This window comes from Marinobacter sp. F4218, from assembly GCF_019443085.1.
Lineage (GTDB): Bacteria > Pseudomonadota > Gammaproteobacteria > Pseudomonadales > Oleiphilaceae > Marinobacter > Marinobacter albus.
The window spans coordinates 387,516-405,238 of record NZ_JAHZIL010000002.1; the positions used below are offsets into that span (position 1 = coordinate 387,516).

The window sequence follows — 17,723 nt, forward strand, 5'->3', positions numbered from 1 at the left end:
CCTCAGATCCCTATTTCGATCACGACTCTCAATCCATTGTTGGGCGCTGCCGAGTAGCTTTTCTGGCCGCCATACCGATCAACGATATCCTGGACAATAGACAGACCCAGTCCGTGCCCAGGGGTCTGTTCGTCAAGCCGCAATCCTCGCTGCCCCAAGTTAGACAGAGCTTCCTCAGGAACACCCGGGCCATCATCCGTTACGACGATTCGTGCAAGGTTATGGTCTTGCTCCAGAGTCAGCTCAACGCATTGGGTTGACCACTTGCCGGCATTATCGAGCAGATTGCCCAGAATTTCGTTCAGATCGTGCTCTTCGATGGGCCAGCGGGCCTCCTCGGTGAGCGAGGTGGACAGCTCGAACGATTTTTCCGGGTATAAGCGTCCAAGCATCCACAAAAGATCTCGCGCCTGTTTTACCGGGCTGGCGCTTTTTCCGACTTGTGGTCCTGCGAACCGACTTCGGCGCATTTCCGATTCGAGTTGCTGGTCAATGTCGTCCAGCCGGGTGGCCATTTGATGCCTGAGGTCGTTGTCCAGGGGGCGACTGGTATCCTCCAGAATCTGCCTGACGGCCGAGATGGGCGTTTTGACGCTGTGGGACAGGTTCGCCAAGGCATTCCGGGAACGTTCCAACCGTTGGTCCAGAGAATCCAGAAGTTGGTTAAGCTGTTGCACCAGTGGGCGGAATTCCTCAGGACCCTGAACATGGATACGCGAGATTTCGCCACCCTGAAGCCTTTTCAAAGCGGCCTGGATCGATAGCACGGGGCGCATTGAATAACTTATTCCCAGCCAGATAACACCCACAAGCAGGAGAATCAGAAGAATGGACAGAATTGCGGTCCAGAGGTGAAGTTCGGCCTGGCTGCTCTTCAGGGCCTCCAGATTCTCAGAGACAATGATCACCACCGGTATTCCGTTGACGAGGATTGATGCCCGGTAAGCAAGAATCTCCGACGGCGCGTCGTCACGAACAATACCGCTCACCTGGATGGTGCCCTCCTGTTCGGACTCGATCAGAGGCATTAAGAGGGGAGTCCAGGATTCGGGGGAAACAAGATTCTGAGATTGTGAGTGGATGGCGAAGGCGTGGTGAAAAACATCCTGGAAATAGTCTCCGGTCTGGAGCGAGTCCAGTTGTCCGTTTGATTCGCGAATCTGGTGTTCGAGAAAGGCCACCTCGTCTTTCAGCCGGCTCTCAACAAATTCCCTGGCCATCCGATCCAGAAGGAGGCCATGTACGAACCAGGCGAGGGCCATCAGGGCAATGCCGGCTGGTAACAAAAGGGCGAGCAAGGCGTTTTTGACAGAATCTGGCTTTTTAATCAGTGTCATTGAAAAGGTATCCCTGGCCCCGCCGGGTTGAAATCGTGTCGGAACCGACGAGTTTTCTGAGCCGTCTGATATAAGCCTCAATGACGTTCTCGCTGGGGTTGTCATTCAGGTTGTAGAGCTGCTCGATCAGCTGTTCCTTCGAGAATACCTGTCCGGGGCGGCTCATAAGGCATCGAAGCAAACGGAACTCCGTACCGGTCAGGCTATGCTCGCTGCCATCCCCTGTTTTCAGGCTTTGGCGGTTCTCGTCCAACTCAAAGCGGCCGGCCCTGACGAGGGAGAAAACCCGGCCTTCGCTTCTTCGCACGATGGCGTGAAGGCGTGCAATCAGTTCCTCGGTCTGGAAGGGTTTTGCCAGATAGTCGTCGGCACCCGCTTTCAGCCCATTTACCTTGTCCTGCCAATCGCCCCGTGCAGTCAGAATCAGGACCGGAAAGGTGACCTGATTCGCCCGCCATTTCCGAAGTACGTCCAATCCATTGCCATCGGGCAGGCCAAGGTCCAATACGCCAACCCTGTAGTCCTCCTGTTGACCCAGAGCATTCGCCTCTTTGGCAGTGTGAGCGGTGTCGACGCTGAAGCCGGCTTTTTCGAGTTGGCTTGCCAGCCCGTCCGCCAACAAACGGTCATCCTCGATGAGCAGTAGCCGCATTTGTCGGTTCCTTCATGGGGGGTGTCAGAGCGTTGCCAGTGTCCGTTATCAACCTGAATCGGGCCTGAATCATAAATAGTTTGTCATTTTCAGCAAGGATTCAGGTTGGTGCGAGATGGTACCAGTCGTTTCGTACTATTGCCTCGTTGAGAGTACAAGGCAACTGGCGTTTTACCGCAGATCAATTCACTGGAGAAGATGAAATGAATGCATCAAAGCTTATTGTTATGGCTGCAGCCATGTCCGTGACAGGAACCGCATTCGCTGCAGGCAGTCACGGGGGTGGCCACGGCGGCGGTGTTGGCGAACCTGGCAAGGCCGCTGACGCTTCTCGAACCATCCAGGTTGAAATGCATGACAACTACTACGAGCCGGAGGCCATCGATGTCACCCGTGGTGAGACGGTTCGTTTCGTCATTGAGAACAGGGGAAACCTCGTCCATGAATTCAACATTGGTACGCCTGAAATGCACGATGCTCATCAGGACGAGATGAAGATGATGGTGGAGCATGGAGTGATCGAAGGCGGCAAGCTCCATCACGACATGATGAACATGGACATGGGTAACGGCCATTCCATGAAGCACGACGATCCCAACAGCGTCCTGGTTGAGCCCGGCGACACGAAAGAAATCGTCTGGACATTCAGCAGCAAGACCACCATGGAGTTTGCCTGCAACATTCCGGGCCATTACCAGTCAGGAATGTACGGCGACGTAAATTTCGAATCCGCTGCAGACACCCAGGCCAGCGCACACTGAGCCGGCCAGGATAAGAATTAAGGGGGCGCCCCACGGTGCTCCCGTTTTAAGTATCTCAGGAGCAACCAATCAATGAAAAAAGTCCTCTGGGCAGGGGCTCTCGGCCTCCTTATGCCTGTAATAGCGGCTGCCGGTGAGTACAACATCACCGTGGACCGGGTGATGATTGATACCGGCGATTTCGTGAAAGAGGGTATCGGCTACAACGGAGCCTCTCCGGGACCGGTGCTACGCTTCAAGGAAGGCGAGACTGCGAAAATCAATGTCACCAACAATCTGGATGAGGCCACGTCCATTCACTGGCATGGACTTATTCTGCCATTTGAACAGGATGGCGTTCCGGGTATCAGCTTCCCGGGTATTCCCGCCGGCGAAACCTTCACCTACGAGTTTCCCGTTGTGCAAAGCGGGACGTACTGGTTCCACAGCCATTCCGGGTTTCAAGAGCCAAACGGCGCCTATGGCGCGATCGTGATTGAACCGGAAGGTCGCGAGCCATTCCGTTACAACCGCGAATATGTGATCCAACTGACCGACAAGCACCCCCACGATGCCAACCGCATCATGCGAAACCTGAAAAAGATGCCGGACTACTACAACCGCAAGCAGCAGACGGTTGGCGATTTCTTTTCAGACATGTCAAACCACGGGTTCATGACGACTCTTCAGGACCGTCTGGCCTGGGGAGATATGCGCATGATGAAAGCCGACGTGGAAGATGTGCAGGGCTTTACCGGATTGATCAACGGCAAGGGCCCCGATCAGAACTGGACCGGCCTTTTTGAACCGGGCGAGCGAATCCGCCTGCGGTTCATCAACTCCTCGGCCATGGCTTACTTCGATATCCGCATTCCAGGGCTGGAAATGACAGTGGTTCAGGCTGACGGAAATAACGTGCAGCCTGTAACCGTGGACGAATTCCGGATAGGCGTTGCAGAAACCTACGATGTCATCGTCCGTCCGAAAACCGCCGAAGCCTATACCATTTTTGCTGAATCCATGGGCCGCTCCGGCTATGCCCGGGCAACCCTGGCTCCTGAAGAGGGTATGGAAGGGGCGGTGCCCGACCTCAGAGAGGCGCCGCTGCTAACCATGGCCGATATGGGCGGCATGCACGGCATGGACCATGGCAGTATGGATATGAGTGATTCGAGCGACATGTCCGATATGGACCATTCCTCAATGGAAAGTATGGATCATTCTGCGATGGAAATGGAAGACAGCGAGCAGCCCGGTTCAGACATGGAATCCATGGATAACTCCGGCATGGCCGGCATGGACCACAGTTCCATGATCATGCCAGAGGGTGGCGCCAGCGACCCGTTTTACGCCGAGGGCAGTGGTCTGGTACCTGTGGCGGCCAATGGCGGTAAGTTTCTGTCCTACGCCGACCTCCGGGCCCAGAAGCCTCTGTACGAAGAACGTGAACCGACCAGGGAGATCGAGCTCCGCCTCACCGGGAACATGGAGCGTTACACCTGGAGCATCAACGGCGTCAAATACGAGGATGCGGAGCCACTGAAACTCCAGTATGGCGAGCGTGTCCGTTTCAAGTTCGTCAACGAAACCATGATGACTCACCCGATGCACCTTCATGGCATGTGGTCGATCCTCGACGTGGGTGCGGGACAGTGGAACCCGGTCAAACACACGGTCAGTGTGCAGCCTGGCACCACTGTTTATATGGAAACTGAAGTGGATGCACCGGGACAGTGGGCCTTCCATTGCCACCTGTCCTATCACGCGGCCTCCGGCATGTTCCGGAAGGTGGTGGTAGAGGGAGGCCCCGATCAGGGCAACACCGTCGGTATCAAGGCAGAGCAGGACGGAGGTGACGCATGAAGAACCTGACCCTTACCGCACTTGCTCTGGCGATTGTTGTTCCCTCCGCCCCCACGTGGGCCAGTGACATGCCGGAGGATACGTCCGGTCGTAAGGATGCCCTGACGGTCTGGGGAGTGCAGTTCGAGGAACTGGAGTATCGCTACAGCGATGACGACGAAGAATTGGGGGTCTGGAATGGCGATGCCTTTTACGGCACCGACGATCTCAAGTTCCGTTGGCTGGGCAAGGGTGAGTATGCGATTGAAGAGCAGGCATACGAACAACTGGAAAACCAGCTTCTGGTCCAGACACCGATATCTGACTTCTTCGACGCCAAAGCAGGTGTCAGGATCGATACGCCCGAGGGACCTGACCGTACCTATGCCGTTCTTGGCGTTGCCGGACTGGCGCCTTACTGGTTCGAGGTGGACGCGAGTCTGTATGTCAGTGATGAGGGCGACACATCCGCAGAGTTCGACGCAGAGTACGAACTGCTCTTGACCAACCACCTGATCCTTACGGCAGGCCTGGATGCCACGGTGGCCTTCAGCGAGGACCGTGAAATAGGACTGGGCAAAGGGTTGAGTTCGACAGAAACAGGGCTGCGGTTGAGTTATGACCTGATCGATCGCACCTTCTCCCCCTACATCGGTGTGGTGCATGAGCGCAAATACGGTGATACCGCAGACTTCGCCAAAGCGGAAGGAGGGGGCACCGAAGACTGGTTTGCTGTAATCGGAGCCAGAGTCGGCTTCTGATCTGCAAATTGACGGGCCAGAGAACTCCACTCTGGCCCGTTTTTGATTCATCATTTGATGTGAATCAAGTCTGCCTTAAGGCTTTGCCGAATTTTCAGTCCCAGTTCAGTTAGAAGTGTTGTGATAAAACAACGGTAAAGGGGCTGAGAGGCGAATCGCCATGACCAAAGCTCATAAAGAAACAAATCAAAAGCAATTTCTGCTTACCCGTAGACTGAAGATTGAAGGCCTCGGCGAGGCCCAGTGGGACGATCTCATCTACGAACTCAATCATCACCCTTGCGTTGATTTATCCGAGCGGCGACCGAATAACACACTGTACGTCAGCTACGACGGGACCCATTGGTCCATCGACCAGTTGTTGGAGCTGATTGATGCCCAGGGAGGCCGGTTGAAAACAGGGTGGTGGACTCGCAGAAAACTTGCGTGGTACCGCTTTACGGACGACAACACCCGGGCCAATGCCACGCATGAACCGTTCTGCTGTTCCAAGATACCGCCCACGAAGAAGTGACAGGAGCTTAGATGAGCGAGAAGCAGGACAGAACAACCCGCTATCAGGAGGGCAGTCTCACTTTGCCAGGAACGGTCATGTTGGGTACTGGCGTGATGATCGGGGCAGGGATCTTTGCGCTCACCGGGCAGATGGCGCAGATGACTGGAGTTCTTTTCCCTCTGGCGTTTCTGGCCGCCGCAGTGATCGTTGGCTTCAGTGCCTATTCCTACATCAAGATCTCAAATGCCTATCCGTCCGCCGGAGGCATTGGCATGTACCTCCACAAGGCCTACGGGAACCGGTTGCCGACGGCATTCAATGCCTTGTTGATGTACTTCTCAATGGTGATCGCCCAGAGCTTCCTCGCACGTACGTTCGGCTCCTATACCATGCAGCTGTTCGGCGGCGACGAAAGTGGTCGAATGGTGCCCATCCTCGGCGTATCGCTGATCCTGGCGGCATTCCTGGTCAATCTGCTGGGTAACCGAATGATTCAGGGCGTAGCTTCCTTCATCGGCATCCTGAAGATCGGGGGGATACTGGTTTTCGGCCTGGTGGGTGTCTGGATCGCAGACAGCATTTCAGTGGATTTCGCGACACCGGGAGAGGCGGGAACCCTTGGTAATTTCCTGGGTGCCACCGCGCTCGGGATACTGGCCTTCAAGGGCTTCACCACCATCACGAACAGTGGCTCCGAAGTGAAAGATCCGCACCGGAACGTTGGGCGCGCTATTGTTATTTCCATTGCAGCCTGTGTGGTGATCTACACGCTGGTTGGCTTTGCCGTTGCAAGTAATCTCTCACTGGCTGAAATCATTGAGACCCGGGACTACTCCCTTGCTGCTGCCGCGCGTCCGGCACTGGGAGATTACGGAGTCTGGTTCACGGTTGCCATTGCCATGATGGCCACGGCCGGTGGCATTCTGGCCAGTATTTTCGCTGTCTCGCGCATGTTGGCCATGCTGACCGAAATGAAGTTGGTGCCCCACAGCCATTTTGGCATGCCGGGAACCATCCAGAAGCACACGCTGGTCTACACTGTGGTCCTGGGGCTGGTCCTCACGGCCTTTTTTGACCTTTCCCGCATCGCCGCCCTGGGGATCGTCTTCTACCTGATCATGGACATTGCCATCCACTGGGGCGTGCTTCGCTATTTGCGGGCCGATGTTAAGGCAAGCGCCTGGGTGCCGGCCACGGCGATTGTTCTGGATATGCTGGCACTTGGTGGTTTTGTCTGGGTGAAACTGAACACAGACCCCTTTGTTATTGGCGTGGCCGTGGCAACGATGGCTGTGATCGCCATTGCCGAACAGGTGTTCCTGACAAGAACCGCTCGTAACCGGGAAACTGAGCATGACGGAACTCACGTGCAGCATCACCAGTAATACGTTATCGACCTGGAGGGCAGTATCATGATGGGAAATGGAACGTTTGGTAATACCATGTTTTATGACACGATGTGGGCAGGGCACTGGCTGTGGATGCTGGTGATAGGCATTGTGGTTGTCATCCCGGCATGGCGCATCTGCCAGCGCACGGGATATCCGGGCTGGATGGGTATTCTGATACTGGTTCCAGTGCTCAATCTGTTCCTGCTTTACTTCATTGCATTTTCTGAATGGCCCGCGGATAAACAAGGGGGTGCGGATGCCTGAGCACCAGCATGCTCACCACGGTGAAGGTGAAGCCGGCGAACATCTCGCCAAGGATCCGGTTTGCGGAATGTCCGTAGACCCCCACACGGCGGAGCATCGGAGCCAGCACGGCGGAAAAACCTGGTATTTCTGCTCCGACGGCTGCCAGTCGAAGTTCGAGAAGGATCCGGGCCGTTATCTCGGTAATGAACGGAAACGTGAAGAATCCGTGGCTCCCGGCACCATATACACCTGCCCCATGCACCCCGAAATCCGGCAGGAAGGTCCGGGTGATTGCCCCATCTGCGGCATGGCTCTGGAGCCGGAGCAGGTGAGTCTCGATGAAGGACCGTCAGAAGAGCTCAGGAACATGACCCGACGGTTCTGGATCGGCTTGGTACTGACCTTGCCGGTGCTGGTGCTTGAAATGGGTGGGCACCTGACCGGGCTCGATCACATTGTTGCTCCTCAGATATCTAACTGGATCCAGTTGGTGCTGGCAACGCCGGTTGTCCTCTGGTGTGGCTGGCCGTTCTTTGTCCGGGGCTGGAAGTCCGTGGTCAGCCGTAACCTGAATATGTTCACCTTGATTGCTATCGGTACCGGTGTGGCGCTGATCTACAGTCTGGTGGCGACTCTGACGCCGCAGGTTTTCCCTGATGCATTTCGGCAGGAAGATGGCTCCGTAGCCGTATATTTTGAAGCGGCCGCTGTCATCGTGGTTCTGGTGTTGCTGGGCCAGGTGCTGGAACTCCGTGCCCGGGAGAAAACGTCCGGCGCCATCAAGGCCCTGCTCGACCTGGCTCCCGCAACAGCCCGGAAACTGGATGAAAACGGCGGTGAAACCGATGTTTCACTGGATCAGGTCAAGGTTGGCGACCGCCTGCGGGTGCGACCGGGAGACAAGGTCCCGCTGGACGGCGAAGTGCTTGAGGGCGGTTCGAATGTGGATGAATCCATGGTGACCGGTGAGCCCCTGGCGGTCAGCAAGAAAAGCGGCGATCAGGTGATCGGCGGCAGCATCAACCAGCAGGGCAGCTTTATCATGCGGGCCGATAAGGTAGGCCGGGATACCATGCTGGCCCAGATCGTACAGATGGTGGCAAGTGCCCAGCGCAGTCGTGCACCCATCCAGGGCCTGGCCGACAAGGTGGCGGGTTATTTTGTGCCGGCTGTAATCCTGATCTCCATTATCGCCTTTATTGCCTGGTCCTTCCTCGGGCCAACACCGCCCATGGCCTTCGGTCTGATCGCTGCGGTGAGCGTGCTGATCATCGCCTGTCCCTGTGCACTGGGACTGGCAACACCCATGTCGATCATGGTGGGTGTCGGACGGGGTGCCCAAAGCGGGGTGCTGATCCGGGATGCAGAGGCGCTGGAGCGGATGGAAAAGGTGGATACGGTCGTGGTGGACAAGACTGGCACGCTGACTGAAGGCAAACCTCAGGTCACAAAGCTGGTTGCGGCCGAGGGGTTCAGTGACGAGGAGCTGATGCGGTTTGCCGGCGGCCTGGAGAAAGGCAGCGAGCATCCGCTGGCCCATGCCGTTCTTGAAAAAGCCACCGCAATGGGACTCGAGCTGCCGGACGCTGAAGGCTTTGATTCTCCAAATGGTAAGGGCGTAACCGGCAATATCGAGGGGCGGCAGGTATTGATCGGCAACCGACTGTTGATGGAATCCGAAAACGTCGATACCTCTGGGTTTGAAACTGAGGCCGAACAGCTCCGCAAGGACGGCGCCACGGTGATTTTCGCGGCTGTGGATGGCGAAATTGTGGGTCTGCTCGCCATTGCCGATCCGGTCAAGGAAACCACGGAAGCGGCCATTTCGGCCCTTCAGAAGGACGGCATCCGGGTGGTCATGCTGACCGGCGATAACCGAACCTCGGCCGAAGCGGTTGCCCGCAAATTGCACATCGACGAAGTGGAAGCGGAAGTTCTGCCGGAAGACAAGGGCAAGATTGTCCAGCGCCTGAAAGATGAAGGCCGCATTGTGGTGATGGCCGGCGACGGCGTTAACGATGCGCCAGCGCTGGCAACGGCCGATGTCGGCGTGGCCATGGGCACCGGCACCGATGTCGCCATCGAGAGTGCCGGCATTACATTGCTGCGGGGTGATTTGATGGGCATCGTGGAGGCGCGTCGGTTGTCTCTGGGGACCATGCGCAACATCCGGCAGAACCTGTTTTTTGCTTTTGTCTACAACTCCGCTGGCGTTCCAATTGCGGCGGGGATTCTGTACCCCTTTTTCGGCATACTGCTATCTCCGATCTTTGCCGCGGCGGCCATGTCGCTGTCCTCGGTGAGTGTGATAGTCAATGCGCTGCGATTGAGGGTGATCAAACTGGATCAATCTACCTGAACCACTGAATAGTTGGGGGATGCTATGTCATATACGATCAATCGAGTTATCAAGAACGTGGATTTCGAGGATGCGGACAAGAAAGTCCGGGAAACTCTGGCAGATCACGGATTCGGGGTGCTGACTGAGATCGACGTCAAGGCCACGATGAAGAAGAAACTCGACAAGGATATGCCGGCATACCGGATACTGGGCGCCTGCAATCCCGGCATGGCCTGGGAGGCCATTGGCCTGGAACCCCGTGTCGGTGCGATGCTGCCATGCAACGTAATTCTCCGGGAAGTTGCAGACGGTGTGGAGGTCAGCGCGATTGACCCCGTTGCGTCCATGACGGCCATCGATAATGATGAGCTCAAGCAGGTCGCTGGCAAAGTCCGGGATATGTTGTCTGCGGTAGTCGAGGCAATCTAGTTCAGAACACCTGCCCCCACATAAAACGTGAGAGGAAACTTCGCTCACGGCCCTTGTGGGGGCGTGATTAACCGGGTGGAAACTCGGGTGTCACATGTCCGCAATTTTGCCGCGAGGCATTACATCGAGATTTTGCTTGAGGGGCGACGTCTCGAAGCCACTGAAACGGACCGTGTCTAGATCTTCTCGGTGCGTGGATTCCGCGGGTAAAAACGCTCCGGCAAGCGCTCGATATGGGGGAAGAACCGGGTGTCCTTGTAGGGCATTTTCATGAACCCGGACACGCCAAGCCCGGTGATCTGCTCCACTGCTGACAGGATCTCGTTCAGAAGCCGGCTGAATTCGTGTTCCATGTCTGGATCAAGCAGGCGGTAATGGCTGTGAATCTTCAGATGGCGGGGCAGGGCCTCGAAGATGATCATGCCGGTGTGGTGAATGTTGTTCAGTGCCTCCAGGGCGTGGATGATTGTCTCGGGGAGCACAAGAAACTCCTCCGGGTCCGGGCCGTCCTCGAAGTAGGAGTGCACGCGAGTTTCGTCTTCCACCTCCGGTGCAGCGCTGACCTCGTAATGCAGTTGCATGTCGGGCGATACCAGGAAAGGCTGGTCGGGCTCGTCGCGGTCAATGTGGAGGGTGTTGCGGGCGTTGAACAGACAGCTCTTGAAGATACCCTTGCGATAAATCGCCTGGGCCAGGTAGACCATGTTGTTGACCGCCTGGACAAAGGCAGACTTCAGAGCCGGGTCGTGCAGGTTCAGGGAGGTATCGATGTAAACACCGTCGGTTTCCCAGCGCACTGCGAGACCGCCCTCAACCGGATACCGACCAAGCCGGCTGACGGCGGCCAGAAACGCCTTTTCGGTTTCGCCCATGCCCTGCATGAAGTTCTTGTAGTAGCGGTCCAGCTGCACGTCGTTGACGTCATTGAGCGTTTCCGGGGCGCCTTCTTCGCGCAGAAACGATTTCCGTGAACTGTAAACCACCGTGTCGATTTCCTGTTCAGACTCCCGCACCCAGACCGGCACTTGCGCCACGACTGGCTGATGAGGCAAGTCGATCATCACGGTACGAGCCATTCTTGGCATCTCTCGCAGGTAGTAATCGCCGGCCTTGCAACGGGTATCCAGATCCGGCGCCAGCATGCCATCAAGCATGCGCGCAAACTCCATCGGCAGCCCCAACGACGTGGCGGGTATTGCCCGATGCCCGAACCGGCATGACTGGGCGGAGGCCAGGGCATACAGCGTGCCGGCTGCACCCTGTTCATCAAAACGGGGGGAAGACAGGCCGCCGTTCAGCTGCTCATCGCCAATAAAATAGACATCTCCCAGCCGGGCGTTGGTCTGCTGGAGGTTGTCGGACATCAGCTCCATCACATTAGAGGTAATAAATTGCTGATTGGCGTCCAACTGGGCAAACACGGATGAGCCCCAGTCGATCAGAGCAATGTTCTCTGTGCTGGCGTCGAAGACCAGGTTGGATGGCTTGATGTCGCCGTGAACAATGGGGCGTCCGGCAGGCCCGTTTTCACGGCGCAGATTGCGTAGTATGTCCGCAAGCTGATCGGCTATTCGCATGATCAGTCGGGGTTTCAGGCGCCCCTCCCGCAGGGATACTTCCTCGAGATTCAGACCGGCTGCTCGTTCCATCACGAGGATTGGCTGGTTGTTGGCACGTTGGTAGGAAATCAGTCGCGGCACCCTCGGGTGCCGGACCTGCTCGAGTATATAGGCTTCATCCTCCAGTCGATCCTGGAGGTGCTGGGGCAGGTTGATGCGGGTGAATTTGAAGACGTGCTCAGGGCCGTCAATGCCCGGGTTCGGCAGTCGGCCCGAAAACACAAAGCCGTAGGCGCCCTTGCCGATCAGCTCAATGTCCCGGTAACCGAGTTGGCGGAGCTGGGTGGTGCATAGCGCCACCCAGTCCTTCAGCTTCTTGGCGTCATCATGGCTGAGCAGGTAGATCGACTGCTCTTCCGGGATATAGAACTGCTGCAGTTGATTGTTCTGCGCCATGATGCCTCGTCAGCCCATATGCAAGAGCATGGATTGGGGTGACTCCAGGTAGCCCTTCCAGCGATTACAGAAACGCGCGATGGTACCCCCATCAATGATCCGATGGTCGCCTGCCCAGCTGACGGTCAGAATCGCGCGCTCGACCACCTGGCCGTTGGCGTCGAAACGAGGCAATTTCTGGGTCCGGCCCAGTGCTACGATGGCCACCTCCGGTGCGTTGATAATGGGCGACGCATAAGTCCCCCCCAGCGCACCAATGTTCGAGATGGTGATGGTGCCGCCTTTGAGGTCTTCCTGGCTGACACGGCCGGATCGGGCCGCTTCGGTCAGGCGGGCCACTTCATCGGCAATGCCCAGCAGGGTGAGGCTTTCAGCTCCTTTAACGTTAGGCACCATCAACCCCGCTTTCCCGTCCACGGCCATGCCGATATTGCACTGGGGCAGGTAATGGATTTCGCTGACGTCGTCGTTGAGCCGGCTGTTGAGAACAGGGAACTCCTGTACCGCCAAGGCCATTGCCTTCATGAAGAAGGGCATCATTGTCAGCCTTGAACCCCGGGCCTCGGCCTCCGGCTTGAGTTGTTCCCGCAGGCTCAGCAGATCGGTTACATCAATCTCCTCACTGTAGATAAAATGAGGAATGGTGGTTGCTGATGCCACCATGCTGCGGGCCATTGCCGCCCTGACTCCCTTCAGAGGCTCCACCCGTACTTCCTGCTCATGCCCGGGTTGTTTGCGGGCACCGCTGGAGCTGTCGGGTTGCGAGTCGCTGGCGCGCACCCGGTCCGATGCGGGTTTCTCGAGGTGGGCCAGCACATCTGCCTTCAACACCCGCCCGTCCTTACCGGAACCGGCGATGTCACCCAGGCTCAGCTCGTGTTCCCGGACCAGACGGCGCACGGCGGGACTGGCGGGAATCCGCTGCCGGTTCACGGTCGCACTTTCAGGTGCCGTGGCCGTGTCTGTTGCAGGTTCCGGGGTTGGTGCGGATTTGGCGGTTGTCTCCACTGGCTCTTCACGATCACGTGGAATAAAGGCAAACAGTGGCGAGTGCACCCGGGCCATGGCCTGTTGCTGGTGGTACAGTTTGGTGATCCGGCCGGCCTTGGGCGCGGTGATTTCGACCATTGCCTTGTCGGTCATGACATCGACCACAGGCTGGTCTTCCTCAATCTCATCACCCTCGGCCACGCGCCATTCCACCACTTCGCACTCCACAATGCCTTCGCCGATATCCGGCAGGATAAAGTCTTCGGTCGCATTGTTTTCGGGTCGGGGAGTCTGGACGGGCTCCGCTTCCGCCGCGGGTGCCGGCTCGGGCTCGGGCTTCGGTTCGGTGGTGTCGCCGGACTCATCGACCAGCTCAAACAGCGGTGCGTGAACCTTGGCGATATCGCCTTCCTTGTAATAAAGGCGGGTCACCCGGCCCTTGTAGGGCGCCGGTATTTCCACCAGGGCCTTGTCCGTCATCACCTCGGCCACCGGCTGGTCTTCCTCGATCACATCGCCTTCGCTGACCAGCCATTTGACCAGTTCGCATTCCACGATACCTTCACCGATATCGGGCAGTATAAAATCACTCATGTTCGCTCTCCTGTCCTGATATCAGCCTAGAATTCGACGCTCGCCCTGATGGCCTCGTAGACCTTCAGGTGGTTGGGCAGGTGCTCTTTCTCCAGCACCAGCGGGAAGGGTGTATCCATCCCGGTAACCCTCGCGATCGGCGACTCCAGGTACAGGAAGCAGCGCTCCTGTATGGTCGCGGCGATTTCACCGGCAAAACCTCCGGTCAGGGGAGCTTCATGGGTGACCACCAGGCGCCCGGTCTTGAACACCGAATTCGCCACGGTTTCCACGTCCCAGGGCAGAATCGTCCTGAGGTCGATGACCTCGCAGGAAATGCCGTCTTTCTCGGCGAGCTCGACTGCCTGCTCAATCACTTCCATCTGGGCACCCCAGCCGAGGAGCGTGATGTCAGTGCCTTCCTTGATGACCTCGGCTTCGCCCAGCGGCAAACGATAGTCCTCGTCGGGCACTTCGCCAACCGATGCGCGATAGAGGCGTTTGGGTTCGAAGAACAGGGTAGGGTTCGGATCATGGATAGCTCCCAGCAAAAGCCCCTTGGCCTGATGGGGATTGCGTGGCACCACGATCTTCAGACCCGGAGTATGGGCGAAATAGGCTTCGGGTGACTGGGAGTGATAGAGACCACCAGCAATGCCGCCGCCATAGGGGGCCCGAATGGTCAGCCCACCGACGTTGAACAGGTCGCCAGAACGATAGCGGAACTTGGCCGATTCGTTGACGATCTGGTCGAACGCCGGAAAAATGTAATCGGCGAACTGAATCTCCGCGACGGGCACCGATCCCTGGGCGGCGAGACCATTGGCGAAGCCGATGATGCCCTGTTCCACCAGCGGTGTGTTGAAGCAACGGGCCTTACCGTATTTCTGTTGCAGGTTGCTGGTAGCACGAAAAACGCCCCCGAAGACGCCAACATCCTCACCGAAACAGAGTACTCGTTCGTCCGCTCCCATGGCGGTATCCAGGGCATTGTTGATGGCCTGGAGCATATTCATCTTGGACATCTCAGGCCCCTCCCTTGGCGTGCTCGGCGCTCTTCGGATACTCGTCTGGGTATCTGCGGATATGGGCCTTGAGCTTTTCGAACTGCTCAGCCAGCATCGGTGGTACTTCGTCGTAGACATCACTCACCAGCGTCTCCAGTGGCGGTGGTGGCCGCTTCTGCGCGCGCTTCATGGTCTCGAGCACCTCACGACGCATGTTCTCCTGAAGCTGTTTCTCGTCATCCTCGCTCCACCATTTCTTGCTTTCGAGCCAGAGGCGCATCCGGAGGATCGGGTCCTTTTCACGCCACACGGCTTCCTCATCCTTGCTACGGTAGCCGGAAGGATCGTCGGATGAAGAGTGCGCTGCGAGGCGATAGCTCATTGCTTCGATCAGCACCGGGCGGTTATGTTCAACAGCCATGGCCCGGGCGGCCCGGGTGGCCTCGTACATGGCCAGAATGTCGTTACCATCCACGCGGATCACATCCATCTTGTAGCCATAGGCCCGGGGCGCGACGCCATCGGCCGCAAATTGTTCTGCGGCGGGCGTGGAAATGGCGTATCCGTTGTTCCGGCAAAGGAATATCACCGGCACACGGTGAACGGCGGCCATGTTCAGTGCGGCGTGGAAGTCACCTTCGGAGGCAGCACCTTCACCGAAATAGGTGATCGTGCAATGGCCGTCCCCCGCCATCTTCTGGCCGTAGGCGTAGCCGGTGGCCTGGGGTATCTGGGTGGCCAGCGGAGACGAAATGGTCATGTAGTTCAGCTTCTTGGAGCCATAATGGACGGGCATCTGGCGGCCCTTGCCATAGTCCAGTTCGTTGCCGAACAACTGGTTCATGAACTCGTCGATGGAAAAACCGCGATAGGCGAGGGCGCCTTGTTCCCGGTACTGAGCCATGATCATGTCGTTGTCATCCAGCGCGGCGGCACTGCCAATAACGGCGGCCTCTTCGCCGGTGCATTGCATGTAAAAGCTCAAACGTCCCTGCCGCTGGGCGGCAAGCATACGCTCATCGAGAATTCGGGTAGTGATCATGGCCCGGTAAATACGAAGGGCCTTTTCCTTATCGAGATCAGGGGCCTTGGCACTCTTGTAGAGCGAGCCGTCCTGTTTCAAGAGCTTGAAGGTCGGAATTCGGAATTCCGCACCGTCGGTAAACACTGGGGAATACACAACTTTGGACTTTGTTGTTGTCATAATCCTCTTCCTGGGGTGTCGGCCTGAGGAACAAAACACTCCTTTTGGGAGTGTAGTTAATGTCTTGAAAGACAGCCTGTTGGAATCTGGTGTGATTCGGCTTAGGCTGGTTTACCTTAACGTAAACTGCATTTCGAGGGTAGACCCATAGTGCGGATTTTAATGTTGAGTACCTGGTCTAAATGGGCGGGATATGAATCTACACTTCAGTAAACGCGCCGGTTTTCAGGGGATCCGCGGGTCGGTTCGTCACCGTTCTCGGCACCAGGCTGCCCCAAAACCAATAACCTGATCGGGTGTTCCTATGTCTGTATCCGTTTTCGATCTGTTCAAAATAGGCATTGGCCCGTCCAGCTCCCACACGGTCGGCCCCATGGTTGCGGCTGCTACCTTTGTGCAGCAACTTGAGTCCGGTGAATTGATTGCGAAGGTCAGGCGCATTCGGGTCGGGCTATATGGCTCGTTGAGTGCAACGGGGAAGGGGCATGGCACCGATCATGCGATTATTTTAGGCCTGATGGGCCACCGCCCCGGCAGTGTTGACCCCGAGATCATCCGGCCGACCGTGGAGCAGCTCAAACAGACCGGGGTTCTGGACCTGCCCGGCCAATACCCGGTGGCCTTCGATTGGAGCCGGGATCTCCGTTTTCTGGACGAGACACTGCCATACCACCCGAATGCGCTCCGAATAGAGGCTCTTGACGAGAACGATCGGCTGCTTTTTGAGAATACGTTCTATTCTGTGGGCGGTGGCTTTGTGATTGAGGAAAGTCAGGCGGTGGAAGGTGCCATGTTGGTGCCTCAGGCAAAGCTTCCCTACCGTTTCAGCCGTTCTGCGGAATTGCTGGAGCTTTGCAACAGGCACGGGCTACGAATCAGTCAGCTGGTTCTGGAGAACGAGAAGGTCTGGCGTCCCGAGCCTGAGATCCGTGCAGGAGTATTGAACATCTGGACGGCGATGAGCGACTGCATTGCCTCCGGCCTGCGCAAGGAGGGTCCACTACCCGGCGGGCTTGGGGTAGAGCGCCGTGCAAAGGGGCTCCACCAGTCGTTACTTAGCAGTGCCCAGTCCAATGTTATCAGCTCGACACTGGGCGCCATGGACTGGGTAAACCTGTATGCATTGGCCGTCAATGAAGAAAACGCCTGTGGTGGTCGTATGGTAACCGCCCCGACCAACGGCGCCGCGGGCATCATTCCGGCGGTTCTTATGTACTACATGGAATTCGAGCCGAACGCGTCAGACAACGATGTGACTGATTTTCTGCTGGCAGCGGCAGCGATTGGAGCCCTCTGCAAGGAAAATGCATCAATCTCTGGTGCTGAGGTTGGTTGCCAGGGTGAAGTAGGGTCCGCCTGCGCGATGGCAGCGGCAGGGTTGTGCGAGGTGCTGGGCGGCTCGCCGGAACAGGTGGAGAACGCTGCGGAGATCGGTCTGGAACATAACCTCGGATTAACCTGCGATCCGGTCGGAGGACTGGTTCAGGTTCCGTGTATCGAAAGGAACGCGATTGCTGCGGTCAAGGCCATTAACGCGGCCCAAATGGCACTGCGGGGGAGCGGAAAGCATTTTATTTCGTTGGACAAGGTCATCAAAACAATGCGTGAAACCGGCATGGATATGCAGGACAAGTACAAAGAAACCTCCCGAGGCGGGCTTGCGGTTAATGCAATCGAATGCTGATCACCTTGTTTGAGC

General features: G+C 57.2%; 15 protein-coding genes. 9 read left to right on the top strand and 6 right to left on the bottom strand.

The annotated features are described in order from the left end of the window. Positions 1-2 precede the first annotated feature (2 nt). On the bottom strand, positions 3-1,337 hold the full coding sequence (locus K0B93_RS02235) for a sensor histidine kinase (RefSeq protein ID WP_219865634.1): 1,335 nt from the start codon (positions 1,335-1,337) through the stop codon (positions 3-5). Beyond that, positions 1,324-1,989: a response regulator transcription factor gene (locus K0B93_RS02240; protein ID WP_219865635.1), complete on the bottom strand. Its 666-nt coding sequence runs from the start codon at positions 1,987-1,989 to the stop codon at positions 1,324-1,326. Before K0B93_RS02240 ends, K0B93_RS02235 begins: the two co-directional genes overlap by 14 nt. A gap of 203 nt (positions 1,990-2,192) precedes the next feature. On the opposite strand from K0B93_RS02240, the gene K0B93_RS02245 reads away from it, so the two are divergent. The 8 genes from K0B93_RS02245 (at position 2,193) to K0B93_RS02280 (ending at position 10,235) form a co-directional block, all read left to right on the top strand. Then, on the top strand, positions 2,193-2,750 hold the full coding sequence (locus tag K0B93_RS02245) for a cupredoxin domain-containing protein (RefSeq protein WP_219865636.1): 558 nt from the start codon (positions 2,193-2,195) through the stop codon (positions 2,748-2,750). 72 nt (positions 2,751-2,822) lie between these two features. Then, complete coding sequence (locus K0B93_RS02250) at positions 2,823-4,592, top strand: copper resistance system multicopper oxidase (RefSeq protein ID WP_219865637.1); 1,770 nt, start codon at positions 2,823-2,825, stop codon at positions 4,590-4,592. A 68-nt stretch (positions 4,593-4,660) separates the two neighbouring features. After that, positions 4,661-5,332, top strand: coding sequence for a copper resistance protein B (locus tag K0B93_RS02255; RefSeq protein ID WP_416383189.1), 672 nt, complete (start codon positions 4,661-4,663; stop codon positions 5,330-5,332). A 160-nt stretch (positions 5,333-5,492) separates the two neighbouring features. After that, entirely contained in the window at positions 5,493-5,846 is a 354-nt protein-coding gene (locus tag K0B93_RS02260) for a hypothetical protein (protein ID WP_219865639.1), read from the top strand. Between the two features lie 11 nt (positions 5,847-5,857). Further along, a complete protein-coding gene (locus K0B93_RS02265) occupies positions 5,858-7,213 on the top strand; it encodes an APC family permease (RefSeq protein ID WP_219865640.1) in 1,356 nt (451 codons plus the stop codon). A gap of 27 nt (positions 7,214-7,240) precedes the next feature. Beyond that, positions 7,241-7,483, top strand: a complete 243-nt coding sequence (locus K0B93_RS02270; RefSeq protein ID WP_219865641.1) for a hypothetical protein — start codon at positions 7,241-7,243, stop codon at positions 7,481-7,483. Continuing rightward, complete coding sequence (locus tag K0B93_RS02275; protein WP_219865642.1) at positions 7,476-9,824, top strand: heavy metal translocating P-type ATPase; 2,349 nt, start codon at positions 7,476-7,478, stop codon at positions 9,822-9,824. Before K0B93_RS02270 ends, K0B93_RS02275 begins: the two co-directional genes overlap by 8 nt. A 24-nt stretch (positions 9,825-9,848) precedes the next feature. Further along, on the top strand, positions 9,849-10,235 hold the full coding sequence (locus tag K0B93_RS02280) for a DUF302 domain-containing protein (protein WP_219865643.1): 387 nt from the start codon (positions 9,849-9,851) through the stop codon (positions 10,233-10,235). Positions 10,236-10,411: 176 nt separating this feature from the next. Here K0B93_RS02280 and K0B93_RS02285 read toward each other — a convergent pair whose 3' ends face one another. From K0B93_RS02285 to K0B93_RS02300, 4 genes are read right to left on the bottom strand one after another with little or no spacing between them, the layout of a single operon-like run. Further along, a complete protein-coding gene (locus tag K0B93_RS02285; RefSeq protein ID WP_219865644.1) occupies positions 10,412-12,250 on the bottom strand; it encodes a protein kinase domain-containing protein in 1,839 nt (612 codons plus the stop codon). 9 nt (positions 12,251-12,259) lie between these two features. Next, positions 12,260-13,834 carry a dihydrolipoyllysine-residue acetyltransferase gene (locus K0B93_RS02290; RefSeq protein WP_219865645.1) on the bottom strand — a complete coding sequence of 525 codons (1,575 nt, stop codon included), beginning with the start codon at positions 13,832-13,834 and terminating at the stop codon, positions 12,260-12,262. Between the two features lie 26 nt (positions 13,835-13,860). Further along, on the bottom strand, positions 13,861-14,838 hold the full coding sequence (locus K0B93_RS02295) for an alpha-ketoacid dehydrogenase subunit beta (protein ID WP_219865646.1): 978 nt from the start codon (positions 14,836-14,838) through the stop codon (positions 13,861-13,863). 1 nt (position 14,839) lies between these two features. Beyond that, positions 14,840-16,024: a thiamine pyrophosphate-dependent dehydrogenase E1 component subunit alpha gene (locus K0B93_RS02300; protein ID WP_219865647.1), complete on the bottom strand. Its 1,185-nt coding sequence runs from the start codon at positions 16,022-16,024 to the stop codon at positions 14,840-14,842. 304 nt (positions 16,025-16,328) lie between these two features. On the opposite strand from K0B93_RS02300, the gene K0B93_RS02305 reads away from it, so the two are divergent. Then, on the top strand, positions 16,329-17,708 hold the full coding sequence (locus tag K0B93_RS02305; protein WP_219865648.1) for an L-serine ammonia-lyase: 1,380 nt from the start codon (positions 16,329-16,331) through the stop codon (positions 17,706-17,708). The last annotated feature ends 15 nt before the right edge of the window (positions 17,709-17,723 follow it).